Below are 404 nucleotides of genomic sequence, written 5' to 3' on the forward strand. Positions count from 1 at the left end.
GTGGTGAAGTGGCTGGGCGAGCAGGCCGAGGCGCTGGGCGTGGAGGTCTATCCGGGCTTTGCCGGCGCCGAGCTGCTGTATGACGAGGCCGGCGCAGTCAAGGGCGTGGCCACTGGCGACATGGGGCTGAACCGCGACGGCACCCCTGGCCCGCACCATCAGCCGGGCATGGAGCTGCATGCCAAGTACACCCTGTTTGCCGAAGGCTGTCGCGGTCATCTGGGCAAGCAGCTCGAAGCCAGGTTCAATCTGCGCGACGGCGCCGACCCGCAGACCTACGGCATCGGCATCAAGGAGCTGTGGGAAGTGAAGCCCGAGAATCATCGTCCCGGCCTGGTGGTGCACACCGCCGGCTGGCCGATGGACAACGCCACCTATGGCGGCGGCTTTGTGTACCACCTCGA

At 66.8% G+C, this 404-nt stretch carries 1 protein-coding gene; it reads left to right on the forward strand.

Annotation, left to right across the window (positions count from 1 at the left end; genetic code table 11):
- A partial coding sequence (locus M622_RS0119770) for an NAD(P)/FAD-dependent oxidoreductase (RefSeq protein ID WP_370696025.1) occupies positions 1–404 on the forward strand: 404 nt, incomplete at both ends.

The organism is Thauera terpenica 58Eu (assembly GCF_000443165.1).
Taxonomy (GTDB): Bacteria; Pseudomonadota; Gammaproteobacteria; order Burkholderiales; family Rhodocyclaceae; genus Thauera; species Thauera terpenica.